The organism is Sandarakinorhabdus sp., assembly GCF_040398665.1.
Lineage (GTDB): Bacteria > Pseudomonadota > Alphaproteobacteria > Sphingomonadales > Sphingomonadaceae > Sandarakinorhabdus.
The window spans coordinates 109,312-132,237 of the sequence record NZ_JBBATQ010000008.1; the positions used below are offsets into that span (position 1 = coordinate 109,312).

At 58.7% G+C, this 22,926-nt stretch carries 20 protein-coding genes, 1 tRNA gene and 1 riboswitch; of the genes, 16 read left to right on the plus strand and 5 right to left on the minus strand.

Features of this window, described 5'->3' with window-relative positions; translation table 11 throughout:
• Window positions 1-55: 55 nt before the first annotated feature.
• Window positions 56-1,879, minus strand: coding sequence for a DNA mismatch repair endonuclease MutL (gene mutL, locus ABWP22_RS11390; RefSeq protein WP_353200095.1), 1,824 nt, complete (start codon window positions 1,877-1,879; stop codon window positions 56-58).
• Window positions 1,880-2,119: 240 nt separating this feature from the next.
• On the opposite strand from mutL, the gene ABWP22_RS11395 reads away from it, so the two are divergent.
• The 6 genes from ABWP22_RS11395 to ABWP22_RS11420 all read left to right on the plus strand — a co-directional run bounded on the left by ABWP22_RS11395 (window position 2,120) and on the right by ABWP22_RS11420 (window position 8,056).
• A complete protein-coding gene (locus tag ABWP22_RS11395; protein ID WP_353200096.1) occupies window positions 2,120-3,160 on the plus strand; it encodes a rod shape-determining protein in 1,041 nt (346 codons plus the stop codon).
• Window positions 3,161-3,207: 47 nt separating this feature from the next.
• Window positions 3,208-4,212: a rod shape-determining protein MreC gene (mreC, locus tag ABWP22_RS11400; protein WP_353200097.1), complete on the plus strand. Its 1,005-nt coding sequence runs from the start codon at window positions 3,208-3,210 to the stop codon at window positions 4,210-4,212.
• Window positions 4,213-4,241: 29 nt separating this feature from the next.
• The gene (gene mreD, locus ABWP22_RS11405; protein WP_353200098.1) at window positions 4,242-4,769 is read left to right on the plus strand and encodes a rod shape-determining protein MreD; all 528 of its coding nucleotides are present in this window, start codon (window positions 4,242-4,244) and stop codon (window positions 4,767-4,769) included.
• Window positions 4,762-6,765: a penicillin-binding protein 2 gene (gene mrdA, locus ABWP22_RS11410; RefSeq protein WP_353200099.1), complete on the plus strand. Its 2,004-nt coding sequence runs from the start codon at window positions 4,762-4,764 to the stop codon at window positions 6,763-6,765. The genes mreD and mrdA overlap by 8 nt, the downstream gene beginning before the upstream one ends.
• Window positions 6,765-7,874 carry a rod shape-determining protein RodA gene (rodA, locus tag ABWP22_RS11415; RefSeq protein WP_353200100.1) on the plus strand — a complete coding sequence of 370 codons (1,110 nt, stop codon included), beginning with the start codon at window positions 6,765-6,767 and terminating at the stop codon, window positions 7,872-7,874. The genes mrdA and rodA overlap by 1 nt, the downstream gene beginning before the upstream one ends.
• A 106-nt stretch (window positions 7,875-7,980) precedes the next feature.
• A tRNA-Lys gene (locus ABWP22_RS11420) sits at window positions 7,981-8,056 on the plus strand.
• A gap of 143 nt (window positions 8,057-8,199) precedes the next feature.
• On the opposite strand, the gene ABWP22_RS11425 is transcribed toward ABWP22_RS11420, so the two are convergent.
• A complete protein-coding gene (locus tag ABWP22_RS11425) occupies window positions 8,200-8,781 on the minus strand; it encodes a hypothetical protein (protein ID WP_353200101.1) in 582 nt (193 codons plus the stop codon).
• Window positions 8,782-8,918: 137 nt separating this feature from the next.
• Window positions 8,919-9,137 (minus strand): helix-turn-helix domain-containing protein, encoded by a 219-nt coding sequence (locus ABWP22_RS11430; protein ID WP_353200102.1) that lies wholly within the window; start codon window positions 9,135-9,137, stop codon window positions 8,919-8,921.
• A 141-nt stretch (window positions 9,138-9,278) separates the two neighbouring features.
• Here ABWP22_RS11430 and ABWP22_RS11435 point away from each other — a divergent pair, with 141 nt between their 5' ends.
• The 3 genes from ABWP22_RS11435 (at window position 9,279) to ABWP22_RS11445 (ending at window position 10,984) form a co-directional block, all read left to right on the plus strand.
• A complete protein-coding gene (locus ABWP22_RS11435) occupies window positions 9,279-9,821 on the plus strand; it encodes an outer membrane protein (RefSeq protein WP_353200103.1) in 543 nt (180 codons plus the stop codon).
• Window positions 9,822-9,898: 77 nt separating this feature from the next.
• Entirely contained in the window at window positions 9,899-10,417 is a 519-nt protein-coding gene (locus tag ABWP22_RS11440) for a hypothetical protein (RefSeq protein ID WP_353200104.1), read from the plus strand.
• Between the two features lie 45 nt (window positions 10,418-10,462).
• Complete coding sequence (locus tag ABWP22_RS11445; RefSeq protein ID WP_353200105.1) at window positions 10,463-10,984, plus strand: DUF2846 domain-containing protein; 522 nt, start codon at window positions 10,463-10,465, stop codon at window positions 10,982-10,984.
• Between the two features lie 268 nt (window positions 10,985-11,252).
• On the opposite strand, the gene ABWP22_RS11450 is transcribed toward ABWP22_RS11445, so the two are convergent.
• Both ABWP22_RS11450 and ABWP22_RS11455 read right to left on the minus strand, forming a co-directional pair.
• Window positions 11,253-11,714 carry a hypothetical protein gene (locus ABWP22_RS11450; protein ID WP_353200106.1) on the minus strand — a complete coding sequence of 154 codons (462 nt, stop codon included), beginning with the start codon at window positions 11,712-11,714 and terminating at the stop codon, window positions 11,253-11,255.
• Window positions 11,715-12,440: 726 nt separating this feature from the next.
• Entirely contained in the window at window positions 12,441-13,022 is a 582-nt protein-coding gene (locus ABWP22_RS11455) for a hypothetical protein (protein ID WP_353200107.1), read from the minus strand.
• Window positions 13,023-13,079: 57 nt separating this feature from the next.
• Window positions 13,080-13,183: riboswitch (SAM-I-IV-variant riboswitch) on the minus strand.
• A gap of 910 nt (window positions 13,184-14,093) precedes the next feature.
• Between ABWP22_RS11455 and ABWP22_RS11460 the strand changes: the two genes are divergently transcribed.
• Genes ABWP22_RS11460 through ABWP22_RS11490 form a run of 7 tightly spaced genes read left to right on the plus strand, consistent with a single transcriptional unit; the run spans window position 14,094 to window position 22,697 of the window.
• Window positions 14,094-14,480, plus strand: a complete 387-nt coding sequence (locus ABWP22_RS11460; protein ID WP_353200108.1) for a hypothetical protein — start codon at window positions 14,094-14,096, stop codon at window positions 14,478-14,480.
• A 32-nt stretch (window positions 14,481-14,512) separates the two neighbouring features.
• Complete coding sequence (locus ABWP22_RS11465) at window positions 14,513-17,860, plus strand: DUF4132 domain-containing protein (protein WP_353200109.1); 3,348 nt, start codon at window positions 14,513-14,515, stop codon at window positions 17,858-17,860.
• Window positions 17,860-18,393 (plus strand): hypothetical protein, encoded by a 534-nt coding sequence (locus ABWP22_RS11470; protein ID WP_353200110.1) that lies wholly within the window; start codon window positions 17,860-17,862, stop codon window positions 18,391-18,393. Before ABWP22_RS11465 ends, ABWP22_RS11470 begins: the two co-directional genes overlap by 1 nt.
• Complete coding sequence (locus ABWP22_RS11475) at window positions 18,390-19,436, plus strand: ATP-binding protein (protein ID WP_353200111.1); 1,047 nt, start codon at window positions 18,390-18,392, stop codon at window positions 19,434-19,436. Before ABWP22_RS11470 ends, ABWP22_RS11475 begins: the two co-directional genes overlap by 4 nt.
• Window positions 19,433-20,560: a vWA domain-containing protein gene (locus tag ABWP22_RS11480; RefSeq protein WP_353200112.1), complete on the plus strand. Its 1,128-nt coding sequence runs from the start codon at window positions 19,433-19,435 to the stop codon at window positions 20,558-20,560. The genes ABWP22_RS11475 and ABWP22_RS11480 overlap by 4 nt, the downstream gene beginning before the upstream one ends.
• A 43-nt stretch (window positions 20,561-20,603) precedes the next feature.
• Entirely contained in the window at window positions 20,604-21,683 is a 1,080-nt protein-coding gene (locus ABWP22_RS11485) for an ATP-dependent DNA ligase (RefSeq protein ID WP_353200113.1), read from the plus strand.
• Window positions 21,684-21,734: 51 nt separating this feature from the next.
• Entirely contained in the window at window positions 21,735-22,697 is a 963-nt protein-coding gene (locus ABWP22_RS11490) for a hypothetical protein (protein WP_353200114.1), read from the plus strand.
• Window positions 22,698-22,926 lie beyond the last annotated feature (229 nt).

The following is a 22,926-nucleotide window of genomic DNA, read 5'->3' on the forward strand; positions in this document are numbered from 1 at the left end:
GTTATCACCGAGTCGCGCGCCAAATGCAAGTGGTTCGCAACAGCAAAGATGCGTTTCAGCGCCGTCCGAACAATTTCTCGATATCGGTCTTGGCGAGGCGCACCCAGGTCGGGCGGCCATGGTTGCACTGGCCGCTGTGGGGGGTGATCTCCATTTCGCGCAGCAGGGCATTCATTTCGGCGACGGACAATTGCCGGCCGGCGCGCACGCTGCCGTGGCAGGCCATGGTGGCGGCGACCGCATCCAGCCGTTCTTTCAGGGACAACGCCTTGCCGAAGGCGGCGAGATCATCGCCGAGATCGGTGATCAGGCCGCGCACATCGCAGGTGCCGAGCATGGCCGGGGTGGCGCGCACGAGGATGGCGGTGGAGCCGAAGGCTTCGATGTCCAGCCCCAACTCGGCCAGTTCCGGGGCGCGGGCGGCAATGCGGCCCGCGGCAATTTCATCCAGCTCGACCACTTCGGGCACCAGCAACGCCTGCGCCGGCACCGCGCCGCCGGCCAAAGCCGCGTCTTGCAATGCTTTCTTCATGCGCTCCAGCGTCAGCCGTTCGTGGGCGGCATGCTGATCGACGATGATCAGCGCATCGGCGGTTTCGGCGACAATATAGGTGGCGGCGATCTGGCCGCGCGCCGCGCCCAAGGCATATTGCTGCGGAAATTGCTGCGGTGCTGGTGCCGCCGGCGCCGGCATGTGGGCAGCAAAGGCCGGCGGGAAGGCCGGTGGCAGTTCAGTGAACAGGCGCGGCGGTTCGGCGAATGCAGCGGGCGGCGCAGCGACCCCGAACGCCGGCATCTGCGGTTCGGCCGCGAACGCCGCCGTCATCGGTTCGGCGACGAACGCCGAAAGCGCCGACGCCGCCACCCGGCTGCTGGCGCGGATGCCGGCCTCGTCCAGCGCACGCCGCAGCCCCGAAACGATCATGCCGCGCACCATGGCAGCATCCTGAAACCGCACCTCCGTCTTGGCCGGGTGCACGTTCACATCGACGAAATCGTGCGGCACATCCAGGAACAGCGCCACCACCGGATGGCGATCGCGGGCCAGCAAATCCTGATAGGCGCCGCGCACCGCGCCGACCAGCAGGCGGTCGCGCACCGGGCGGCGGTTGACGAACAGATATTGGTGATCGGCGACGCCGCGGTTCCAGGTCGGCAGGCCGGCAAGGCCAGCCAGATGCAGGCCATCGCGCGCCAGATCGACTGCCACGGCATTGCCGGCAAAGTCCGCGCCGATGATCGCGGCCAGCCGCGCCAGGCTGCTGGCCGGCGACGGGTCGGGCAACGGCGGCAGATTGAGCAGCCGCCGGCCTTCATGTTCGAGCACGAAGCCGACCTGCGGATTGGCCATCGCCAGGCGGCGGATATGATCATGGCACACCGCCAGTTCGCTGCGCGGCGATTTCAGGAATTTGCGGCGCGCCGGCACCTGTGCGAACAGGCCTTCGACCCGCGCCACCGTGCCGGGCGCGGCGCTGGCCGGGCCATCGGCGATGATGCGGCCATTATCGACCACCAGTTCCCACCCTTCGCCATTTGCCGCGCGGCTGGTGAGCGACAGCGTGGCGACGGAGCCGATCGACGGCAGCGCTTCGCCGCGAAAGCCCATGGTGGCGATGGCCGACAGATCGCCATCGGGCAATTTGGAGGTGGCGTGGCGTTCGATGGCCAGGCGCAATTGATCGGGCGCCATGCCAATCCCGTCGTCGGCAACCTCGAGGCCGTCGATGCCACCATTCAACAGCACAACCCGGATATGGCGTGCGCCGGAGTCAAGCGCATTTTCGACCAGTTCCTTGGCCGCGCTGGCCGGCCGCTCCACCACCTCGCCGGCAGCGATGCGGTTGATCAGCGTTTCTGGGAGGCGACGGATCGGCACAAGCTGGTGTTTAAGCTCAAAAAGCCGCAATGTCAGCCGCTGCGGAGCGTTTTGGCCATGCTTCGCATACCAGATCGGGGCAAACCGATACCAACGGAACCGTTATTGGCGCTTTTCAGCGGTTGACGGCGGGTGTTGACGCTTGCCGAATCGGACGTTCAGGGCCAAAGCCGACTCGGTTGTTCGCGTGCCCCCCCGCGATCGATTCCGGCCATCCTCCTACCTGCGGTTTCCATTTGTATGTCGTTTTTTTCGCGCATGTTTTCGTTCCTTGCACAGGACATGGCCATTGATTTGGGCACGGCCAACACGCTGGTCTATGTGCGCGGGCGAGGCATCGTGCTGAACGAGCCGAGCGTGGTGGCGATCGAGACCATCCGCGGCAACAAGATCGTCAAGGCCGTCGGCAACGAAGCCAAGGTGATGATGGGCCGCACGCCGGGCAATGTCGAATGCATCCGCCCGCTGCGCGATGGCGTGATCGCCGATATCGATGTCGCCGAACAGATGATCAAGCACTTCATCAGAAAGGTGCAGACCAGCCGCTTTGGCCGTTACCCCGAAATCGTCATCTGCGTGCCATCGGGTTCGACCAGCGTTGAAAAGCGCGCCATTCGTGACGCCGCCAACAATGCCGGCGCCACCCAGGTCTACCTGATCGAAGAGCCGATGGCCGCCGCCATCGGCGCCGGCATGCCGGTGACCGAACCGATCGGATCGATGGTCGTCGATATCGGCGGCGGCACCACCGAAGTGGCGGTGCTGTCGTTGAAGGGCCTGGCCTATACCACCAGCGTGCGCGTCGGCGGCGACAAGATGGACGAAGCCATCGTCAACTATGTGCGCCGCAACCATAATCTGCTGATCGGCGAAATGACGGCCGAGCGCATCAAGAAGGAAATCGGCACCGCCAAGCGACCGGCGGACGGGGTGGGCCTCACCATCGACATCAAGGGCCGTGACCTGATGAACGGCGTGCCCACCGAAATCCAGATCAACCAGGCGCAGATCGCCGAAGCCTTGTCCGAACCCGTGGCCACCATCGTCGAAGGCGTGCGCGCCGCGCTGGAAAACACCCAGCCTGAACTGGCGGCCGATATCGTCGATCAGGGCATCGTGCTCACCGGCGGCGGTGCGCTGCTGACCAATCTGGATGTCGTGTTGCGCGAAGCCACCGGGCTGCCGGTGAGCATTGCCGATGAACCCTTGTCCTGCGTTGCCATCGGCACCGGCCGTGCGCTGGAAGATCCGATGTACCGCGGGGTGCTGATCTCGGCTTGAGCCTTTAGAACACAATCGAAAAGCCCGCATCGGGGACCTGCCGGCACATGGATTGGACACAGACACCGCGCCGTTCGAGCGCCATGCGCCGCGAGCAGAATCTTGCGCTGGTTTCGGCGGTGATATCTGGCGCGGTGATCGCGGCCGGCCTGCTGCTGCTGCTGCTGGCGCGGGTAAACCCCGAAACCGCCAGCAGCATCCGCACCATGGCAACGGACGTGGCGGCGCCCGCGTGGGGCGTGGTGCGCGCGCCGATCGATGGCATGACGCGGCTGGTTGCCGGAATCGGGGATTATTTCGGTGCGGTGTCACGGGCGCAGGCGCTGGAAACCCAGCTTGATCTGGCCAATGCCCGGCTGCGGCAATCCCGGGTTCAGGCGCGTGAACTTGTGCAATTGAAACGGCTGATGGCCGTGCGGGAGCCAAAGCGGCAGGTGATCGTCACCACCCGCATTGCCGCCGCCGCGTCGGGCAGCGTCGTGCGCACTGCCATGCTGGCGGTGGGCAGCGCCGCCGGTGTGTCGCGCGACATGCCGGTGATCGGTGCCGATGGCCTTGTCGGCCGCACCCAGGATGTCGGCCAGCTCAGCAGCCTCGTGCTGCTCATCACCGATCCGCTCAGCCGCGTGCCGGTGATCATCGAGCGCACGGGCCAGGCCGGGCTCGCGGCCGGGAGCAACCAGCCGACGCTGGTGCTGATCGACCGCGTCGGCCCCGATCTGCCGCTGCGCGTGGGCGATCGCATCGTCACATCCGGGGATGGCGGCGTCTATCCCCCCGGTGTGCCGGTCGGCGTGGTGATCGAAGTGCGCAACGATGGCCCGGTGATCCGCCCGGCGCAACCGCCCCTGGGCGCCGGCTTTGTCACGGTTGAAACGGCCTGGCTGCAAATGCCGGCTGCAGCCGCCACCGGTCCGCTGTTCGATGCGCCGGTGCCGGTGGAGGCGCGCACCCGCGGTGCGCCAAAGCCGCGGCTGCGCAGTGCCGAACCGGGGGCAGATCCGGCGACCGAACCCACGGCAGCCGCCGCCCTGATCGTGCCCGTGCCATGATTGCGTCCCCGCCGCCCCCTGCCCTGTTGATGACCAAGGCCGAGCGCCGGCGTTGGTTGCTGGCGAGCTGGCGCTATGCAGTGCCGGCGATGACCAGCATCTTCCTGCTGATGCTCATGCTGGCGCCGCTGCCGCTGGTGGTGCCGGTCATGCCACATCTGGGCCTGCTGGCCGTGCTGGCCTGGGCGATGCTGCAACCCGGCCTGATGCCGCCGTGGGTGGCCTTCGGCGTGGGCGCGCTCGCCGATCTGTTGTTCGGCCAGCCGCTTGGCGTCAATGCCACGCTGTTTGCGGTGGCGGCGAGCGTCATGCGGCTGCTGGATCGGCGGGTCGGGCGCCATGGCCACAGCTTTGATTGGGCGGTGGCGACCGTCGTCATGCTGGGGGTGATGGCCTGCACCGGGCCGTTGATGGCGCTGGCCGGGCGGCCGGTGCCGATGGCGCCGATGCTGTGGCAGGCGCCGGCCAGCCTGATGGCCTGGCCGCTGGTGGTGCGCCTTGCCGCCGCCATCCAGCGTCGCCTGGTGGCGTCGATGCCCGGATGGCGCCATGGATGATCCCGCACGCCGCCTGGGATTTTCGCGCCGTGCCTTGCTGCTGGGTGCTGGCATGGCCGGCACCGGCGCGCTGCTGGCCGGACGGCTGGCATGGCTGTCGTTGTTCGAAGGCGAACGCTATCAACTGAAGGCGCAGGAAAATCGCATCCAGAATCGGCTGATCCCGCCGCGTCGGGGCTGGATTGTCGATCGCAATGGCAAGCCGTTGGCGATGAACCGCCCGGATTACCGGCTGGAACTGCGCCCTGCCGAAGTGGTCGATCTTGATGCCACGCTGATCGCCATTCGCGCGGTGATCGATCTGGATATCAACAACGAATATCGCATTCGCGATGATATCGGCAGCCAGCCCAGCTTCATGCCGGTGGTGGTGCGCCAGAACCTGACCTGGCCGGAATTTTCCGCCTGCAACGTGCGGCTGGCCACCCTGCCCGGCGTGTCGGCCGTGCAAAGCTTTTCGCGCTACTATCCCGAAGGCGACCGCCTTGCGCATCTGATCGGCTATGTCGGGGCACCGACGCCCGAACAATATCGCGAAAGCCGTGATGCGCTGCTGATCTACCCCGGATTCCGCATTGGCAAGGATGGGATCGAACGCCACGAGGACAAGCACCTGCGCGGCACCGCCGGCGCGGCGCGCGTGGAGGTGACGGCGCGCGGCGAGCTGGTGCGCGAGCTTGGCACAAGTGCCGACGATCCGGGTGACACGCTGAAACTCACCATCGATCGCGAACTGCAAAGCTATACGGCGCGGCGGCTGGCAGACAATTCGGGCAGCGTCATCGTCATCGACTGCCAGACCGGCGACCTCAGGTGCATGGTATCGATGCCGGCCTATGACCCCAATATCTTTTCCACCCGCGTGCCGGCCGCCTTGTGGCAGGCGTTGCAAGCCGATGATCACACGCCGCTGCTCAACAAGAGCGCGATGGGCCTTTACCCCCCCGGCTCGACCTTCAAGCTGGTCACCACGCTGGCGGCGCTGGCGGCCGGGGTCGATCCCGACGAGATGATTGGCTGCAGCGGCGCCTACCGACTGGGCACCAACACCTGGCATTGCCACGCCCGCCGCGGCCACGGCGGAGTCAATATGCACCGGGCGCTGCCGCTGTCGTGCGACACCTATTTCTACATCATGGGGCGGCGCATCGGCATCGATGCGATTGCGGCGATGGCCCGCCGGCTGGGGCTGGGCCAGGAATATGAACTGCCGGTGCCGGGCCAGGCCAGCGGCATCGTGCCCGACAAGGCGTGGAAACAGCGGCGATACGGCAAAAGCTGGCGCGAAGGCGAAACCCTGAATGCCGCCATCGGCCAAGGCTATATCATCACCAACCCGTTGCAACTGGCGGTGATGACGGCGCGCGTGGCCAGCGGCCGTGCCGTCATGCCGCGCCTGATCGCCGATGGGCCCCAAAACGGCGCCTTGCCGCCGGAATTTCCATCGCTGGGCATCCCCGAAGCCCATCTGGCGCTGGTGCGGCAGGGCATGATCGATGTGGTCAACGCCGGATATGGCACCGCACCGGCGGCGCGCAGTGCGGTGCCCGACGTGGTGATCGCCGGCAAGACCGGCACGGCCCAGGTGCGCCGCATCAGCATGGCCGAACGGCGCCGCGGCGTGATCCGCAACGAAGCCCTGCCGTGGAAGCAGCGCGATCATGCACTGTTCGTGGCCTTTGCCCCGGCCAGTGCCCCGCGCTATGCCGCCTCGGTGATCCTCGAACACGGCATTGCCGGCGGGCGCTATGCCGCGCCGATCGCGCGCGATGTGCTGACCTACATGTTCGAACCGCAACGCGCGCTGGCGGCGCTGCCCGCCATCGAAGCCGACGCCGCCCGCCGCCGCGCCGAACGCACTGCGACCGAAGCCGCCGCCAGCATCGCCAGGGACCGCCAGCAGATGATGCCGAGCTGGCTGAAGATCGATCTGGCGCCGCCCGAATATGAAATCGCGGATGCCGACGCGCCACAGCCCCCCAGAGAGCCGGAATAATGGATCTGCTCAACGGCCCCTGGCGACGAGAGCTGGCCCGCCTGCCGTGGGGCATCGTGCTGCTCGTGGTGGCCCTCGCCGGCTTTGGGCTGGTCGTGCTCTATTCGGCCGCCGGCGGCTCGCTCAATCCTTGGGCGCTCAAGCAGGGCATCCGCTTTGCCGTCCTGCTGGGCGCTGCGGTGGTGCTGGCGATGGTGCCGCCCGAACGCTGGCTCGCCTGGGCCTGGCCGATCTATTTCACGCTGCTGGCGGCGCTGCTGGGGGTGGAACTGGTCGGCGCGGTGCGCGGCGGCAGCCAGCGCTGGCTCGATATCGGCATCATGCAATTTCAGCCGTCGGAATTGATGAAGCTGGGCATCATCCTGGCGCTCGCGCGTTATTATCATTATGTGCCAAAGGGTTATGAAACCCGGCCGGATGTGCTGCTGCCGGCGCTGGTGCTGATCGCCATGCCGGCCGGTCTGGTGATGCTGCAACCCGATCTGGGCACGGCGCTGGCGATCGTGTTCGGCGGCGTCGTGGTGCTGTTCCTTGCGGGGGTGCGGCTGTGGCTGTTCGGCGCGGCAGCGGCCGCCATGGCCGCCATGCTGCCGGTGGCCTGGTCGCTGCTGCATGAATATCAGCGCAACCGCGTGCTGATCTTCCTCGATCCCGAATCCGATCCGCGCGGCGCCGGTTATCACATCACCCAAAGCAAGATCGCCATCGGATCGGGGGGCCTGACGGGCAAGGGGTTCCTGAACGGCACGCAAAGCCATCTCGATTATCTGCCGGAACTGCACACCGATTTCGCCTTTGCCACCATGGCCGAGGAATGGGGCCTGCTGGGCGGGATGTATGTGATCATCCTTTATGGCTGCGTGCTGGCCTGGGGCATCCGCACCGCCATGAACGCGAACAGCCAGTTTCAGCGCCTGATGTGCGTGGGCCTGGTGGCGACTTTGTTTTTCTATCTGGCGATCAACATGATGATGGTGATGGGCCTGGCGCCGGTGGTCGGCATTCCGTTGCCGCTGATCAGTTGGGGCGGCAGCGCGATGTTGACGGTGATGATCCTGCTCGGCCTGGTGATGGGCATCGCCCGCGCCAACCGCGCCCGCCTTGATTGAACGGCCGCCCTCGGCAGAAACAGGTTTACAAGCCTCCCACCCCCTGCTATCCGCCCGCACCCGATGGGTGGCCAAGCCCCCAACCGGTCGCCCACCACGGCGAGATGGACGCATAGCTCAGTCGGTAGAGCAGCTGACTCTTAATCAGCGGGTCCCAGGTTCGAGCCCTGGTGCGTCCACCATTTTTCTCAATAACTTAGACTAGTCTATCTACCCATCGGGGGCTCTGCACTCCGGTCTAGGCATCAGATAGGCATCAGGCCAAAAACAGGCTTCGAGATCGGCTGCCGGGTACATTCGGGAGCTCTTGGCCTGCTGCCACAGCCTACCCCCGCCGGACCATCGCCGCCAGCCGCTCCAACTCGTTTTCGACAACCTGATGCTTCGCGGCGATCCGCGACCACAGCCGATCCTTGGTGGGATTGCGCGCATACTTTGACAACGCCTTGCGCCGGACGTTTGCCTTGTCGATGGCGCGATAGGCACGATGCACTTCGCACTCGCGCTGCGAGCCGTAGGGAATGCGCCAACCCTTCACTGACGCGAACTGGCGCGCACCGGGCGGCAGTATCAGGACCGCGCATCGCCTCCCCGTCTTCGGGCACAGCGCGTACCAGCGCTCCCCGCCCAGCGGCAGGTCCACGGCCTCCAGCCACACGAGGCAGTCGATGTGGCGCCCGAACGCCGTACCGGTAATCTTGAGGCACGGGTGCGGCTCCAAGCAGTCCGTGTCGGCAACGATTGTGAGCCGAGCCACGACCTCGCCGTCGACCGTCCAGACGCGCTCGCGCCGGTTCATGCAATGGCGCTGCAGCATGCCCCAGCGCTTCATCTCGGCGAGGTTGATCCTGATGCACTCATCAGTACTGGGACGATCCGTGCGCCTGCCCGATCCGTAGCCGCCCATGTGCTAGCCCTGTATTAATCGAAATACGCTTCGCAAATAGCATCTGTGATTGACTTTGTCGATAATATAACGGGCGACGATGAAGCTGGACGCAGTAACCCGGCAACTTAGGGCATGGCAGGAGAGCAATCAGGGGGTCAGACTTTTAGGTCCAAAGTGCCGTCGTTCATCGCCACAATCACGTCCGCTGGATCGATGCGTAGGTGGTGGCAGATCGCAATCAACTCCAACACGTCGATGCGCCGATCTCCCTTCTCAATCTTTGAGACGAAGGACTGCGGACGTCCCAGCTTTTCTGCCAACTCGACCTGATTGAGCCCTGCCGCCCGACGCGCTTCCACGAGGCGCGCGAGCATCCGACCGTAGGCAACAGTGTAAACAGACTTAGGCACAGCGCATGCAACTGAAACCTATTGTGGGATATCCCAACTTCGGATATTTCCCGCAGCGAGAGGTACGCTTCTCGACTTAAGTTTGGCCTAACAAGGGGTTTCTAAATGACTAAGAAAGCAGCATTTTTGCTGATTGGCCTGCTGGCTGCGTCGCCTGCGTTAGCTAAAGCCGAAGGCTGGGGCAGCATCGGAGGCGGCGTCAATCTTGATGGCGGCCGGTTCATGGGACAAGTTCAATTGGGACTGGATGCCTCGCTGGGCGAAACCATGTTCGCCGGGTTCGGCGTTGGCATTGGTCGCAGCGGCGCAAAGGACTGCGTCAGTAATTTTTTTGTGGCTGGTGACCGCGTCTGCGTGAAAGGCGACAGGATGTTCTCTGCTGAAGCGCGGCTCGGCACGGTCACAAAAGGCGGCTCGAAGATTTATGTGCTGGGCGGATACTCGAACTTGGGCCTTAAGGCAGATGCCAGTGTGAACAGGGTCACAGTCTCATCCGGCGTCACTGGTTACGGGGGCTTTTCTATCGGCGCGGGCTGGCAAATTCCTGTTGGAAACAAAGTGTTCTTCCGTACCGAGTATCGTTACGGATCCTACAGTGACGGGGTCTCAACGCACACGCTGGCGCCCTCCATTGGCATCAGCTTCTAATCAAGCGCATCGAGGTTCGTGAGATGCTCACCTTGAGACTAATGAAAGGCATCCCGCTAGGCCTTCTGTGCATCTCGGTGAGCAGCTCTGCCAGCGAGGTCGACCAAATAGCTCAGGCAACAAATGTGGAAGCCGGACCGTGCGCGGCGGCAAAGGTTGAGGGGCGGCTAGGATACTGCGTGCCAGCGTTAACCGCAGTGGTCTTAGCCACCACCTCATCGCTCAGCAGCCGAACATCAAGAACCGGTGACCGATTTGGGATCGTGCTGACCAAGGCGGTTGAGGCGAACGGGGTCGTGGTGCTCCCACAGGGCTTAACGGGTGAAGGAGAAGTCGTTCACGCCAAAGCCTCCGGGGCTGGTGTTGGCGGGGAGCTTGTCCTGGCTGCGCGTCATCTCGATCTACAAAACGGCCGCGTGAAGCTGCGGAGTATGAAAATCCTCGCCCGCGGGAAAGACCAGATCGACACCGCATTTGTAGTTGCTGCCATCTCCCCAATCGGCGGCCTTTTGGTACGCGGAAAGCACATCGACACCCCTGCAGGGGCGATTGCAGAAGCAAAAACGGCGGAAGAAGTCTGGGTGGATGCCAAGTAGCTTTCCTCATTAAAGTTACAACCATCAGAGAAAGGACACATAATAATGACCAAATTTATGATCATTGCATTGGCGACTGCTTTGAGCGTGTTTTCTTCAATTGGTGCAGAAGCGCAAACTGCAAAGAAGAACGAGCTCAAGGTTAACACGATACAGCTTCCGACACCGCCGAAGGGTAAGGGCCAGATCGTGTTCTTTCGCGGGAGTGGCGGTGGCGTGATCGTGGGTTGCTCGGTCAACGAGAATGGTCAGAAAGTCAGTTCGCTGGGCGATAACAAATACTTCGTTATGATCACCGACCCGGGCCGGCACGAATTTGCGGTCAAAAGCGAAGCCAAAGATGTCCTCGCTATCGAAGTGGAGCCGGACGAAACCCAGTTCGTGGAATGCAGGATCAAGATGGGTATTGTGATTGGCAGGCCCGATCTGGCTCCGGCCACAGAGGAAAACTTCCGGAAAAAACGCACCCTGAAGATGGTTGATGCAGAGGACATGGGGCCCGGCCTTGGCGCACTGCGTCCCGAGGACGTCCAGGCAGCGCTTAGCGCTTCAGCTATCTCCCGCTGATACGCCTTTTACGGCCAATCGATCATCTGGAATGACAGGCTGCCCCGCGGCCTCGACCAGACTTCTGCTGGGCGAGCACGTCGGGAACGGTCGCAGTTCGATCTCTACCGAAAAGACCGAGCCAACCGAAACGGCCTTTCGGTAAAGCGGTGCACTAGACCGAAAAGACCGGCCACCCTCAAGGCCGGTCTTTTCGGGCACGGCGGTCGCCGGAAACCAGATCAGTTGAGCGACAGCCACCCCTCGAACTCATAGACACGCACGAGGGTCAAGTCGTTGCCAGTGAATGCTGCAACCGCTTGCACCGCTCATCGGTCATGTAGCGCCGTCCAAGGTTCGTTATACTGAGCCCGTAGTCGGCCTTGATACCATCTCCACGGAACCTGCGAACATGCGGCAGCATCTCGCGGATCGACGCTTCGGTCGGTTCTTGGCCCGTCTGCGCCCACATGAAGTCGACAAAAGCGGTCAGGTCTTCGGTCAGACCGCTCTTCAGGATCTGCCGCATATGATAAGCCGCCTGTCCGCTTGCCTGATCGACGGACGCCTCGACAATTGCCCTGACCAGCGCCCGATCAGTGGTCAGGCTCACCTCGGCCTTTTGTTCTGGCGGTTCAAGGACGAGCGGTTCGTCTGATGGGTCATCGACAGTGTCTGGCGCCTCTTCGGCAGGCACACCGGCCGACGCCAGCTTGGGCGACAGCCAATTCCGCAGTGTGAACCGGATCATTTAGGCGGGCCTTTCGGCGGAGGCTGGAGCCCTGCCGGGTCTGGTGACGGCGAGTCTTTCGGGCGCGGGCTCAGCCTACTGAAGCTGACAACGCCACCGTTCATGCGGAGCGATATCTCTTTCTGCTCCTTTTTGGTGTATGGCGGTCTGTGATAGCAAAAGCCATCAGGCAACGTGACTTTAACCATGAGTGCTATCCAACACGCTGGCGACAGGTTTAGAGAAGCGTTTCAAGTGCAGACTGGCAGGACCCAGCTTGGGCGAAAGCCACTTGGGCAATGTGAACCGGATCATTTGCAAGGCCTCCTCGGGCGCGATTGTGATGGTGCGTGCCTAACTGTCCGTCCCGTCAGTTTTATCGACCGCTTGAACTGAAGGCACAGTTCCTCCGTCATGAAAGGTCCACCGGTTCCGTCGAAACCGCTCCCATAACGCTTTGTGTATATTAGGGTTCTGAAAACATGCAGCTGTGACAGAATTTCTTTGACAGCAGCCTCGTCCAGTACACGCCCCGTTTGGGACCATCCATAGTGGACATACAGTATCATGTCGTTGACTAGGCCAATTTTTCTTGCATCTCTTGTCCATTGCACACTTGTACTATTTACTTCGCCCCATGATGCCGCGGCCAAGTCATCAACAAGCTTTTGCAGCCAACCAAAGGCCAGCGGCAGATCTTGCTTGGCCGCCTCGAGCCGCCGATACAGCAGCTGGATTTCCTCCGGGTCACGCTTCCGCATACGCCCGTACTTCCGTGTTCAGGCACAGCTCGTTCAGGCGCGCTTGCAGCAGCGACAGCGACAAGGGATCGTGAACCTCCACCCAGCGCGCTGAACTCATCGGGTTGGAGAACGACTCGAAAATCACCTGGCCCTCGCGGCGGCCTTTGCCGCGATCGGGGAAGAGGTCGTGCTTCTGCAGGAAGGTGTAGGCTCGGGCTTCGGGCGACAGGTTGTGCTCCCACTGGTCTTCCCACGAGTAGCCGTCCATCGGCCGGAACAGCTCTTCCTCGGTCCAGCCTTCGTCGTCGCACACGGCGTCGATCTGCTCCTGCGTGTCGAGCACATGGCCATGCCAGCGCAGGTTGTCGATCAGCAGCTGTGGCCTGGGGATCTCGAATGCCGGCTGACCAAGATGCAGCCGCCAATGATCTTCGACAGGCTCGTAATAGATCACCTTGCCAGCCTCGGTCGGCGTGATCAGCCACGGGCTGCGGGTGTCCGCGACGGCGGTAGCAACCTCTTTGACGAATGAGGCGGTGATGATGGTTCCCGCACCCAGCAGGAACGAACGACGGGTAAATGACATGGGTGTTCTCCTTGCGAAACGCACCGCAAGAAGGGCTCGACACGACGTTGCAGGAAAACAGGCTCGTTGGCTTGCGTTACCCGCCACATCTCGCCTTAGCGAATGCCACCTTACCCGAGCAGGCAGGTTGGCGAGGGTTGAACCCTCTCTTGATGCAGGGCAAACATATCGCGGGAGATCGTGAGAGGTCAAGGGCGGCGGGATGCAGTGGCTGATGGAGATGCCCGCAAGCGGCGGGTCAGTGATACCGGCGCATGCCATGCGGCCAGACCGGGTTGTTGATCCCGTGGGCGCCAAGCTGAGGCTGTTCAACGCCTAGCCAACGTGGACGCGCATTGAACTGCTGCCGGTTTGATGGACACGAGGGAAGGCTACATTGGCCTGCCGCTCGAAGTCGATGGGGCTGGGATACGCAAAGGTCGAGTGCCCGCGTGTCAGATTGTAGAAGCGTTCGACGTAATCGAATACCTCGGCACAACTCAGCGATGGGCGGACCCCTATCCGCTCGGCGAAGGGAAAGTCGGATTTTAGCCAATGATCCGTGGCGTTAAAACATTTTGTCAAATGGATCCATAATCGACGGTATTTTTGCTTGCTCAAGATTCACTCTTCTAGAGACTGATCAAGGAAAATTATTCCCGGTCAAACCGACCGTGCGGAGCATTTATGGGCCATGCGACCAGCCATTCTCGGTCTGCCCTTGGGCAGTTTATTGGCTGCCCGCGCCGTTTCAATCGCCAGCGCCGTGTGGAACTGGCACCTCCTGCGAGGGCGCCATTGACGCCGGCCGTTGCTGCGGATGCCTTGCTGAAGAATGAGATTGTCGCCGTGCGCTCCACGGGTGTATCTCATCCATTCTGGGAACGTTACGGCCTGAGCGTTGGAGCGTTCCGCCACCCCGATATCGACCTCTGGTCGCGTTCAACCGCCCACAACAATTCGCCCATCTTTGGCTGCGCAATGGGCCGACGGAACAAAAAGAGGTCGCCGAAAATGATTCGAGACAATTGCTGCTCCCTTCGGTTACGCAGTCCGCCGAATCAGACCGCATTGGTGAAGGGGAGATGAAAAATGCGTTTTTGGGGGTACTGGGTTTCAGCAGACCGGGACGATCTCGAAGTGGTGGCTGGGGAGTTCGATGACACGGATCTTTCCGATCACTCCGATTGGAAAGAAGCCTGGCAAAACGAGGATCCCGAGTATGCTCATGGGTTCCTTGACCCGCTTACGATGCTGCACGACCTCAGCAAAAGGATCACTGGCGAGATCGATGCTGGAGATCTGGAAGCGGCTGCCGACAAGTTCCGGGAGGGGACGCCTTTCCCGGTGAATGACCTGGAGGCCCTCGCCAGATTGATCCAGTTGCTCATTCCGAAGGCTCTTCCACGGTCGGCCATGCTCCAGCTGCCAAATCCATCTTTGACAAATGATGGAGTAGATATCCCTTTTGGAAAATAACGAGATTTTGGAATTTATTATCGGGAGGCGTCATGACGGTCGAAGAATTCAATGAAATGTCAATTAGTGAAGCAAGGGACAAGTTAAATAAGTATGGATTGAATATTTTAATCAAAAAATCTGGAGAATTTTATTGTGATTTTTTTACATATGCAATTTGGCACTCAGACTTTAAAGAAAAGCTAGGTATTCTTGTTGAGCACGGCTTAGATCTGAATCGGGAAATTTGTGAGAGAGGGAGGGAGAAAAAGGCGCCTATTTTTGAGGCTCTGTCGAGCTTGTTTATAAAGGCGTCATCAATAAAGGCGCTTGTTGAATGTGGCGCCGACATAAATCTACGGAACGATGCTGGACAAACGCCTATCATGGTCGCGTCCACTGGCCGATATCAAGGTGATATGAGCAAGCCATCGATAGTGAAAGCGCTCATAAGGGCAGGGGCCGATTTGAACTTGAAGGATAGCAAGGGCAACCTTGTTACTGATCTAGCGGACGCAAAAGCACTGCCAACACTTATCGCCGCCAACGCTAGTATAAACCAAAATAGTAAGTCCATCTTATCGACCGCAATTTCTGCAGAGAATCTCGGTCTAACAATTGATTTTCTTCAGAGAGGGGTGAAGGCTCAACTTCATTTATATGCAGTTTATAAGCATATGCCCTTTCTTCGCACAGTCGCACATTCAGTGCCCGCGCTTTTCAATAATGGTTTGTCGTTAGAAGGAGATGAGGACAGTTGGGGAAAACACCATCGCGACCTTAAGAAAGCGGGGAAAGAATTTCTGAAACTGATTAGAACGTGCGAGGCTCCCGCGGAGGATCGGAAAATCGAGCAATGCGATGAAATGACGTTGCCGTCTTCACTGCGCGTTGGTGCGTGGCCCTCGCAACAGCCCGAGCCCACCGGTCCAATCAACGTTCAAGCGCCCCCTGCACCTGCTCCCGAGTTTCACTTCCCCCCAGATTTGCAGTCGGCCTGCGAGCAAATTTGCGAAATTAAATCTGACAAGCGATCTGCAGACAAGAAGCGATCAGATTTTTCTAAATTCATCTTCACGATAGAAAAAACTCTAACGGATATCGAAAATACGGACTGGGAGACGCAAACTAGGGAATTCATTAAAAAACCTATTGCAAGGGTTTATAAGGAATCAAAATCTTCCCGTATCAGGAAGGTCAGTGAATTATTGCGCCACCATCGGGAAGTGGCGTTCAATACATATTATACTCATAACGTGGATAGCGGACAGGAGAGAGGAAAGGGGCCGTTGAGTGTCAACATTGGAATGGGGTTCACCAACACATTCAATCACTTTGTTGCAATTAAAACATCTATCCCCACCCTTGGCCAGGCTGCCTTGCGCATTTGGTCGAATGACGAAGATCTCCTAAAAGACAAAAAATTCATTTTATATGCCGAAATGCTCGAAAATGGGGCTCTTTTCATAAGGCATGTAGAGAGGGAAATAAATTTTGATGATATCGGGATATTTGAATCTGGCGATCTTCAAAAATATCTCGAAATATTCGGATTCTTAAGATTCAAGTGGCTTTGGAGCGGTGCTAAGAAAATAAACTACTGCACCCTAGCGTATAGGATTGGTCCATCTGCATCTGAGGCACTGCAGAGCATTGCCAAAGCGGGAGATGAGCATGCACTCGGTTGCCTCTCGCACCTTAATGCGGAATCCTTGGCCTCCTTCATGGCTGAAACCCTTACACTGCCAGGGAGAGCCAAACACGTGCTAGCCTGGTTCCGGCTTTTTCCCGAGACCGCCGTCACTGGATTATTGAAATGTTCCTTTGGAGACGATTTGAATGAGCGGAGCAATGCTCAGCAGGCCCTCCGCTTGCTTGCTGAGAATGGTTCGCGGCAGCAGATAATCGACTGCGCCCTGAAGTTTGGCCAGGAAGCGCAAGCGGTAGCGATTGAGTTTCTGGGATACGACCCCCGGGCTGATTTCCTGCCGAAGAAAATGCCAAAAGTGCCTTCATATTTTGTAGCCAGTGCGCACCCGGTGCCTACCCTGAAATCTTCCGGCCAAGCGTTGCCCTGGCACGCTGTCGAGACACTCGTACGGATGATGCTGGTATCGACATGTCATGTCCAAACCCCCGCCATGAGGGAGGTTATGGAAGCTTGTGATCCGCAATCTCTCGCAGACTTCGCACTTAGTGTTTGTGTGACGTGGGCCAAAAATGGCTCGAAGAAGGATGGCATAGGCTTCCAGCACGCGCTGGGGTATCTGGGAGATAGCCGATCCGCGCTACTGCTTGCTAAATGGTATAAAAGCTATCCCTTCAATGCCGATACGGAGGGCGGCATTGAAGTCCTTGGCGTTCTTGGCCTACGTGGAAGTAACACAGCCATAGCGGGCCTGCAGGCCATTGCAAGGTTCAGCAAGTATGACAAGGCCATCGTCAAAGCTAGGGAGGTTCTGGAAGATGTCGCATTTTCGCGAGGCTTAACGCCCGCGTTGCTGGAAGACTTGGCTGTTCCCGATCTAGGACTTGACCCAAACAGCCGGATGTCACTCGATTTTGGCCCTCGCATTTTTGTGGTCACGCTCGATTCCAAGCTCGACGCTGTGCTGATGGATGAGAGCGGCAATGCCCTCAAGGCATTGCCCAAGGCCCTGAAGAGCGACAACGCTCAGAAGGCGAAGGCTGCAACCGCTCAGTGGCAGGAGTTCAAGGCCGCTCTCAAAGTGCAGGCATCCGACCAGAAGAAGCGGTTCGAGCAGGCCATGCTCACTCGCAGGGAATGGGATGGAGCGACGTTCAAGGAAGTCGTCGCCAATCACCCACTGCTTTCGAAGATGGTTCGCAGTCTGGTTTGGGCGACTGTGAATGGCGATCGCCCCGGCACCGTTTTCAGGATCGACGCTGATGGTCGTTATGCCACGGCAGATGGCGCAGGGTTCCTTCTGGCGGACGATGCGCGGGTCATGCTGCCACATCCGGTTCATCTCGGCGGAGCAGTGGAAATCTGGCTTCAGACCTTTGCCGAGAACAAGCTAACCCAACCGTTCCTTCAGTTGGCAAGGAAGTGGTTTGTGGAAGGCCCTGATACCGAGAATCTGATCAGCGACAGGGACGGAACCAAGGTGCCGCTTGGCGCGCTCCGGGGCCTCAAGGCCAAGGGTTGGGAGTTCGAAGAGGGTGGCGCTGGCATGGTATGGAGCGTCTACAAATCCGTCGAGGGCACTCGGGCTTCGATCAATGTCGAGCCGGGCTGGTCGCTGTCTGGATTCGATTATGAAGACTTCGGTGGCGATCAAGCTGTCAAACTCAGCCTCCGTGGAAGCGACCCAATCGCCTACAGCGAGCTGGTAAGAGACTTCCTCTCGCTACCGGTTGCGACGGGTGAAGAACCCTGATGAGCGATCTGGTGGCTACCGATCCGGATCTAACCAACCTGTCGGCGCCCGAGTTGGACAGGATGATTGGCGCGTCTGTCAGGCTGGACAGCAAAATTGCGCAACACGAACGGGTAGCCGGTTCAACGCTGGTGAAGCTTGCTCAATCTCGTTCTGCATCGGTTTTGCGGAATGTGGCCCTCAACCCGGTCTGTCCGAAGGAGACCTTGCTGAGGCTGGCACCAAAATTTCCGAATGAATTTTTTGCCAATCCGGCCATTTTTCTGCTGTTGCTCGAAGACCCCGATCTATTTCAGCGCCTGCCAGTCACGGCCATCAAAGCGATACTGAAGTCACCCGATTGTCCTCCGTCCGTCATCGATTGGGCAATGCGCTCCGGCAACAGTTCATATGCTCTTGCATTGGCAGGAAGGGCGGACATTTCAGTATCCAGCCTGAGGCAGATTGCAACAGGCCCCCACATCAAGGCAGCGGAATTCGCGACGTCTCGCCTGATGGGCATGGGAGAGCCACTTAAAGAGAAATCTGAATGACAGCGATAAACTCAAAACAGGCAACGGCAGCAGTTGGCGCGGCACATACACCTCAGGCACTCGTCACCTCACTGACGACCATTCTCGCAAATGACGTCAAGCTGAGCCTGATGATCTGGGGGCCACCGGGGGTAGGGAAGTCGAGCATCGTTGCGCAATGCGCGCGCCAGAGCGAGTTGGATCTGATTGATCTCAGGCTAAGCCAACTCGCGCCGACCGACCTGCGCGGGCTTCCCGTGCCGATCGATAACGTCAGCAAGTGGTATCCGCCGGAGTTTCTGCCCCGCGATGGGCAGGGAATTTTGTTTCTCGATGAGATAAACATGGCGCCACCCGCCATGCAAGGCATCGCGCAGCAGTTGGTCCTTGATCGAAAGGTTGGGAGCTATGTGGTTCCCGATGGCTGGTTCGTCTGGGCAGCAGGGAACCGAAAGGAGGATAAGGCGTCGGTGTTCGACATGCCGTCTCCACTTGCCAACCGCTTCGTGCACCTCGAGGTCCAGCCAGATTTCGACAGCTTCAAGTCCCACGCGTTGAAGGTCGGCCTGGACGAGCGCATTTTGGCGTTTCTTGCTTATAGAACAAACCTTCTGCACCATATCGACCCACGGCAGCCTGCTTGGCCATCACCTCGCACCTGGTTCATGGCAAGCCAACTCAGGTCGATCGGATTGCCGATCGCGGCCGCCGTGGGCAGCGCTGCTGCATTGGAATTTGAAGCGTTCGAGGCCGTTTATCGGAAACTGCCAGATCTTGATGCGATCGCCGCGGGGCGTAAAGGCGTCGCCTTCCCTGATGAGCCATCAGTCCGGTACGCTGTTACGATAGGCTTGGCGATAAGGGCGACTGATCCCGAACGGGCCCAGAACGTCATTGAATGGTCGAGCAAAAACGCACCATCGGAGTGGTTTCAGGTTCTGACCACTGACATCCTGAAAAGCAGCCGGGAAGCGGGCTTTGCAGACACGCTGGTGCGCAATCTGATCGTCAACCCGGTGATCAAGGATCGTCTGCTCGCATTCAGGGACTTGCTGTTTGGATGAGGGAGGACCCTAACCTTCAGCGGGCCAGCCTGGGGCTACGCATGTCAGCACCGTTTTTTGCTGGCCTGCTGCTCTTTGCGAACGTGCAGCCAAAAATTGGCCTCGGAACTGCGGCGACAGACGGCAGGACAATCTATTACGACCCTGCCTATCTTGCCACCTTAACCGTCAAGCAGGTTCAGGGCCTGTTGATGCACGAGGTGCTGCACTGCGCCTTGCAGCACGTACCCCGTCGGCAACTAAGGCATCCCGAGCTTTGGAATTTTGCTGCGGATATCGTCGTGAATGGAATGATTGCATCGCTTGGGGGCTACGAGCTGCCCCTTGGTGCCATTCGTCGGCCGGCACTTGAGCACTTTAGTGTCGAAGAGGTCTACGCGATCCTTGAACGTACCGCTGTGGCAATCCCGGCGGCACTCATTCTGGACCTGTCATACGGTGACGCCGGCGACGTGGTAGATGACCCTCCCCAAGGGATCGATGCGGGAGGATCTGAGGCGTACTGGCAGCATGCAATCCGATGCGCCCAGATGATGGCTGAGGCAAGCGAACGGGGACGTGGGTCAATCCCCGCTGAGTTTGAAAGGGAATTGCGCTTCGCTGATGCGCCCCAGATAGACTGGAAAACTGCGCTCTGGAGGTTCCTCGTTCGAACCCCATGCGACTTCGATGGTTACGACAGGCGGTTCATCCACAGCGGGTTGTACATTGATGACCTGGCCGGAGAGAGCCTGAAGGTTCACATCGCGATAGACACCAGTGCTTCCGTGAATGATCTGGAAATTTCGCAATTCCTTGCAGAAGTGCAGGCCATTGTGGGCGCCTATCCCCACATTGCCTGCCACCTTTATTATGCTGATGCAGATCTGCACGGCCCATACAAACTCGACCGAGCTTCAGAGATTCCGCCTCCCAAAGGCGGAGGTGGCACATCATTCAGGCCGTTTTTCACGGCAGTGGAAGAGATCGCATCATCACAGGAAGATGACCTCTGCATCTATCTCACGGATGGGTTTGGCGACTTTCCGGCCAAGGCCCCGGATTATCCCGTCATGTGGGTTCTGGTGCCTGGTGGCGCCAATGATGCCGAGTTTCCGTTTGGGGACATACTTAGAATGGTTTAGGCGCCGCCCGCGCGAAAAACAGCCTTCGGAACAGGGAACTCAAATGCAAGCCGATACCATAAGCCATCCGCCAATTTTCAAACGGGATACGTCCGGTCGCATTCGGATTTGGCGGATGGAGCAGCAGGGATCTGCCCATCGGGTGCTTTCTGGTCTTCGTGACGGTGCACAGGCCGCGACAGGATGGACTGTGTGCGAGGGCAAACAGGGACGCAATGGTGTCCAGCAAGCTGACTTCGAGATCGCCTCGGCCTATACCTACCACCTCAAGCGTGAGTATTTTGAGAATGTGGAGGATGTTGATTCGCCGCGATTTTTCAAACCCATGCTGGCTGGGAAATACGACGGCTTTGCCCCTGGCTTTGCTCAGCCCAAGCTGGATGGCATTCGGTGTCTCGCGCGTCAGTCAGGGCTCTACACCCGTGAAGGCCAACCGATCCTGGGGGCGCCGCATGTCCATGCCGATATGGCCGGGCTCTTCCAGCGAAACCCCGACCTGATTATCGATGGTGAGCTTTACAACCACGAGCTGAAGGACGACTTCAACTCGATCGTCAGTCTTGTACGGCGCAAGGAACCCGACGCGGAGCACATCGCCCGATCCCGCGACCTGGTTCAGTATCACGTCTACGACTTGCCTTCATCGGCAGGTGTGTTTGGCCAGCGGTTGGACCAGCTCACTGATGCCGTCGCCGCTTGCTCCAGAGACGTCGTCCAACTGGTCGAAACCCATGCGATTGAACAGCCAGATCATTATGACGTCCTTCACGGAAACTGGCTTGAAGCCGGGTACGAAGGCTCCATGTGGCGGGCCGATGCTCAATATGAGCAAAAGCGATCGAAGACGCTTCTGAAACGCAAGGAGTTTCAGGACGCCGAGTATGAGTGCGTCGAGATCGTGGAAGGAACGGGCAACTGGGCTGGTTTGGCCAAGAGCGTCATGTGCCGTCTGCCGGATGGCCGAACCTTCGGTGCCGGGATCAAAGGCAGTCAGCAGCGGGCAGCGGAACTGCTCTCCGAGACCCATCGGGTGGTGACCGTACAGTTCTTTCATCTCACGCCGGATGGAATCCCTCGGTTTCCCGTCGTGACCAAGTTCTGGGGTGAAGCGCGGGAACTTTAGTCGACCCGCCCGATGCGGGCGCATCAACCCCAGTGATTGAAGGAAGTATGAATGATCCAAAAGAGCAAAAGCGATCTCCTGCAGGATTCTGACTTCAGTGAAGCGTTGATTTGCGCAAATTCCGTCGAAATTTTCGATATTGAAAGAATTTTGATTGAGCACAAGTCCAAAACTGAAACTGATTTCATATTCAGCGTCAAAATATATGATGTTATCAAAACAAATATTAAAATATTCACTGAATACGTAAGAAAAAGTAAGGCAATTTCCATTTCAGACAGTGAGCATATAGATTTTCTGCTGCATTTCGCAGATAGTATATCATGGTGCTTCCCGGTAGAAATAAAAGTTTGCAATAGAGAATTATTAGATCGATCAAAGGCGTTGATGGCTGGGCCACTTTTTACGTCGTTAAAATATCCTTGGCCAGAATGCGGTGGTCGCTACAAAGAGCCTGTGTTTCAATTATTTCTAGAAGAAGTAAGCCGAATCACCGGTATTGATTATGGCGCCGGCTTGCTACAACTTTGGGTTGGACCGGACTGTTTTGAAGGAGAAGCGGGCTCAGAACATTTCCGTCTGATTCCCACCGCAGACGTGCGGTTGGATCAAATTGCTGCCATTCCGCATGAAATATCGAAAGACTATTTTTTGCAGCATGAGTTTACCGCGGGCGGTAAAGGTATTTGGCCGGATTGTGAAGAAGGTGGCCACTGTTTCGAGATTGTCGGCTTCCGAGAAAGAGTTATTACATGGAATGAGCACGGAAATTATATTGACATGAAGAAATTGAAGCGCGTCTTTGATGAAGATTTGCTATGTGTATTTGCTGGTCAAATCGACTATCTTGTTTCGAATTTTCGCCCTTACAAGGGACATAATTTGATGGGAGAGGGCTGGTTCTTCATGTTTGGCGGAAATAGTCCGGATCTTTGGTCAGGTAAAATTTTGCGAGTATCCGAGCACAATGGTAAATGGTTGTTACACCGTTTTGATAGCGAATTCGATTTTTAACATCAAATTAGTTTTAATAATATTTACTCCTTATGTTTTAATGACATCGAATTGGCGCGAATTTTGATTTTTAAATCGGCATGATCACCATTTGAGCGCTTAATCACCGTATCAGGCGACCAATTGGGGCTAATATCAGTTCATCGACAAGAAAGGAAAGCGAATGAAGAAAGAAGGTTTTTGGTTAGGCTTAACCGCCTTTATCGTGTTTCCCGCATTGTTTTGGATT

Excerpts from the sequence above, each read along its gene's own strand:
- ABWP22_RS11470 (WP_353200110.1), top strand. The coding sequence starts at position 17,860 with ATGAGCGATCTGGTGGCTACCGATCCGGATCTAACCAACCTGTCGGCG.
- mreC (WP_353200097.1), top strand. The coding sequence starts at position 3,208 with ATGGATTGGACACAGACACCGCGCCGTTCGAGCGCCATGCGCCGCGAG.
- ABWP22_RS11455 (WP_353200107.1), bottom strand. The coding sequence starts at position 13,022 with ATGTCATTTACCCGTCGTTCGTTCCTGCTGGGTGCGGGAACCATCATC.
- ABWP22_RS11490 (WP_353200114.1), top strand. The coding sequence starts at position 21,735 with ATGATCCAAAAGAGCAAAAGCGATCTCCTGCAGGATTCTGACTTCAGT.
- ABWP22_RS11485 (WP_353200113.1), top strand. The coding sequence starts at position 20,604 with ATGCAAGCCGATACCATAAGCCATCCGCCAATTTTCAAACGGGATACG.
- mreD (WP_353200098.1), top strand. The coding sequence starts at position 4,242 with ATGACCAAGGCCGAGCGCCGGCGTTGGTTGCTGGCGAGCTGGCGCTAT.
- ABWP22_RS11435 (WP_353200103.1), top strand. The coding sequence starts at position 9,279 with ATGACTAAGAAAGCAGCATTTTTGCTGATTGGCCTGCTGGCTGCGTCG.
- rodA (WP_353200100.1), top strand. The coding sequence starts at position 6,765 with ATGGATCTGCTCAACGGCCCCTGGCGACGAGAGCTGGCCCGCCTGCCG.
- ABWP22_RS11445 (WP_353200105.1), top strand. The coding sequence starts at position 10,463 with ATGACCAAATTTATGATCATTGCATTGGCGACTGCTTTGAGCGTGTTT.
- mrdA (WP_353200099.1), top strand. The coding sequence starts at position 4,762 with ATGGATGATCCCGCACGCCGCCTGGGATTTTCGCGCCGTGCCTTGCTG.
- ABWP22_RS11460 (WP_353200108.1), top strand. The coding sequence starts at position 14,094 with ATGCGTTTTTGGGGGTACTGGGTTTCAGCAGACCGGGACGATCTCGAA.
- ABWP22_RS11425 (WP_353200101.1), bottom strand. The coding sequence starts at position 8,781 with ATGGGCGGCTACGGATCGGGCAGGCGCACGGATCGTCCCAGTACTGAT.
- ABWP22_RS11475 (WP_353200111.1), top strand. The coding sequence starts at position 18,390 with ATGACAGCGATAAACTCAAAACAGGCAACGGCAGCAGTTGGCGCGGCA.
- ABWP22_RS11465 (WP_353200109.1), top strand. The coding sequence starts at position 14,513 with ATGACGGTCGAAGAATTCAATGAAATGTCAATTAGTGAAGCAAGGGAC.
- ABWP22_RS11450 (WP_353200106.1), bottom strand. The coding sequence starts at position 11,714 with ATGATCCGGTTCACACTGCGGAATTGGCTGTCGCCCAAGCTGGCGTCG.
- ABWP22_RS11395 (WP_353200096.1), top strand. The coding sequence starts at position 2,120 with ATGTCGTTTTTTTCGCGCATGTTTTCGTTCCTTGCACAGGACATGGCC.
- ABWP22_RS11480 (WP_353200112.1), top strand. The coding sequence starts at position 19,433 with ATGAGGGAGGACCCTAACCTTCAGCGGGCCAGCCTGGGGCTACGCATG.
- ABWP22_RS11430 (WP_353200102.1), bottom strand. The coding sequence starts at position 9,137 with ATGCTCGCGCGCCTCGTGGAAGCGCGTCGGGCGGCAGGGCTCAATCAG.